Origin of the sequence: Kineococcus vitellinus, from assembly GCF_009906315.1 — a bacterium.
In the GTDB taxonomy this organism is placed as follows: Bacteria; Actinomycetota; Actinomycetes; order Actinomycetales; family Kineococcaceae; genus Kineococcus; species Kineococcus vitellinus.
The window spans coordinates 1-2,855 of the sequence record NZ_JAAALL010000416.1 but is presented as its reverse complement, the minus strand read 5'-3'; the positions used below and the strand labels follow the sequence as shown (position 1 = coordinate 2,855).

2 protein-coding genes are annotated in these 2,855 nt (G+C 78.3%); both read right to left on the bottom strand.

All coding sequences use genetic code 11. From position 1 onward, the window contains the following. On the bottom strand, window positions 1–720 hold a 720-nt coding region (locus GTQ99_RS21780), incomplete at its 3' end, for a DUF1206 domain-containing protein (RefSeq protein ID WP_166617786.1). Window positions 721–812: 92 nt separating this feature from the next. Then, the coding region (locus GTQ99_RS21775) for a heavy metal translocating P-type ATPase (RefSeq protein WP_166617785.1) at window positions 813–2,855 on the bottom strand (2,043 nt) is incomplete at its 5' end.

Sequence of the window (2,855 nt, the reverse complement as noted above, 5' to 3'; positions counted from 1 at the left end):
GCGGCGGCGGCGCGCGGTGAGCAGCTGGAAGACGCCGTAGGCGGCCAGGCCGAGCGCGACGAGCAGCAGCAGGACGGTGCCGTACGGCTGGCTCGCGATCTCGCGGAAGGCGGCGTCCAGGCCGCGCGACTTGGCGGTGTCCCCGCGCGAGGAGGCGATGACGAGGACGCCGATGACGCCGAAGGCGATGCCGCGGGCGACCCAGCCGGCCACCCCGAGCGCGGTCAGCGCCGGGGACAGGGAGCCCTCCACCTTGTCCTCGAAGCTGCGCTTGAACCCGCGCACGACCGTCGCGACGCCGACGCCGAGGACGACCAGGCCCACGAGGACGACGAGCACCGCACCGCCGGGCGCCTCCAGCACCCGCTGGGTGAGGGTCTGCTGCTGCTGGCCGCTGGAGGAGCCGCCGCCGAGCAGGAAGCGCAGGCAGGAGACCGCGAGCACGAGGGCGACGACGGTCTTGGCGATCGCGCTGACGCGCCGCGAGGTCTTCTCGGCCGTGATGGCGGCCAGCACCTGCCAGGCGGCCATCGCGAGGAAGCCCAGGGCCAGCAGCCCCAGCAGCACCGGCCCGAGCGGGGAGTCGGCCACCTGGGCCAGCGCGCCGCTGGAGTCCGCCGAGCCGCCGCCGGAGCCGAGGGCCACCTGGGCGGCCAGCCAGGCCACGAGCAGGTAGACGACCCCCTCGGCGGCGACGCCGGCGCGGCCGACCCGCTTCACCCCCTGCTCGTGCCGGGAGGCGAACCGCTCGCCCCGCCGGGCCTGGGACCGGGCCTGTGACCGCACTCCGTCGCTGGACATGCCGACAGGGTTCAGCCGCCGCGGAAGCGCCGCAACCGCAGGCTGTTGGTGACCACGAACACCGAGGAGAACGCCATCGCCGCGGCGGCCACGACGGGGCTGAGCAGCCCGGCCGCGGCCACCGGCAGGGCCGCCACGTTGTAGGCGAACGCCCAGAACAGGTTGCCCCGGATCGTGGCCAGCGTGCGCCGCGACAGCCGCACGGCGTCCACCGCGGCGGCCAGGTCGGCGCGCACGAGGGTCAGGTCGCTCGCCTCGATGGCCACGTCGGTGCCGCTGCCCATCGCGATGCCCAGGTCGGCCTGGGCGAGGGCGGCGGCGTCGTTGACGCCGTCGCCGACGACCGCCACGACCCGGCCGGCCTCCTGCAGGCGCCGCACGGCGGCGACCTTGCCCTCCGGGCGGACCCCGGCGGTGACGTCCTCGACGCCGACGGCCGCGGCGACCGCGCGGGCCGTGCGCTCGTTGTCGCCGGTGAGCAGCACCGGGTGCAGGCCCAGCTCGCGGAAGGCGGCGACCGCCCGCGCGCTCGTGGGGCGCACGGTGTCGGCGACGGCCAGCACGCCCAGCGCGCGCCCGTCCGCGCTCACCAGCAGCGTCGTGCGCCCGGCCGCCTCGGCGGCCTCCAGCGCCGCGGGCAGCGGCGCGGGCAGCGGCTCGGGCACCCGCGCACCGTCCCAGCCCGGGCGGCCCGCGGCCACCCGCACGCCCTCGACGGTGCCGGTGATCCCGGCGCCGGGGGTGGCCTCGACGTCGGTGGCGGCCGGCAGCGCGCCCAGGCGCTCGCGCGCGGCCGCGGCGACGGCGCGGCCGACGGGGTGCTCGGAGGCGTCCTCCAGGGCCCCGGCCAGCCGCAGCAGCTCCCGCTCGCCCGTGCCCTCGGCCGGCACGACGTCGGTCAGGCCCATCCGGCCGGTGGTCACGGTGCCGGTCTTGTCGAGCACGACGGTGTCGACGCGGCGGGTGGACTCCAGCACCTCCGGGCCCTTGACGAGGATGCCCAGCTGCGCGCCGCGGCCGGTGCCGACCAGCAGCGCGGTCGGGGTCGCCAGGCCCAGCGCGCACGGGCAGGCGATGACGAGGACCGCGACCGCGGTGGTCAGCGCCCGCGAGGGCTCCGCCCCGGCGGCCAGCCAGCCGACGAGGGTGGCCAGCGCCCCCACCAGCACGAGCGGCACGAAGACCCCCGACACCCGGTCGGCCACGCGCTGGGCGGCGGCCTTGCCCGACTGCGCCTGCTCCACCAGGCGGCCGATGCGGGCCAGCTGGGTGTCGGCGCCGACGCGGGTGGCGCGCACCAGCAGGCGCCCGCCGGCGTTGACGCCACCGCCGACGACGGCGTCGCCCTCGCCGACCTCCACGGGCACGCCCTCGCCGGTGACGACGGCGGCGTCGACGGCCGAGGCGCCCTCGAGCACGGTGCCGTCGGTGGCGATCGTCTCCCCGGGGCGCACCACGAAGCGCTCGCCCACCCGCAGCTCGGCCACCGGGACCCGCTGCTCGCGGCCCTCGCGCAGCACCCCGACGTCCTTGGCGCCCAGGTCCAGCAGGGCGCGCAGCGCGGCGCCGGAGCGGCGCCGGGCGCGGGCCTCCATCCAGCGGCCGGCGAGGACGAGGACGGTGACGACGGCGGCGACCTCCAGGTACAGCTCGTCGCCGCCGGAGCCCAGCAGGGACAGCTCCATGTGCGCGCCGGGCATCCCCGCGTCGCCGAGGAACAGGGAGACCAGCGAGGTGGCGAAGGCCGCGAGCACGCCGAGGCTGACGAGGGTGTCCATCGTCGCCGCGCCGTGGCGCAGGTTCGTCCAGGCGGCGCGGTGGAAGGGCCAGGCGCCCCAGGTCGCCACGGGTGCGGTCAGGGTCAGCGACAGCCACTGCCAGTTCGGGAACTGCAGGGCCGGGACCATGGCGAGCAGGAGCACGGGCAGGCCGAGCGCGGCGCTCAGCAGCACCCGCTGGCGCAGGGCGGCCGCCTGCGGGTCCGCCTGCGGGTCCGTCCGCGGGCCCCCGTCCCCGGCCCGGTCGCCGCCCGCGGCGGGCGGCGGGGGCGGGGC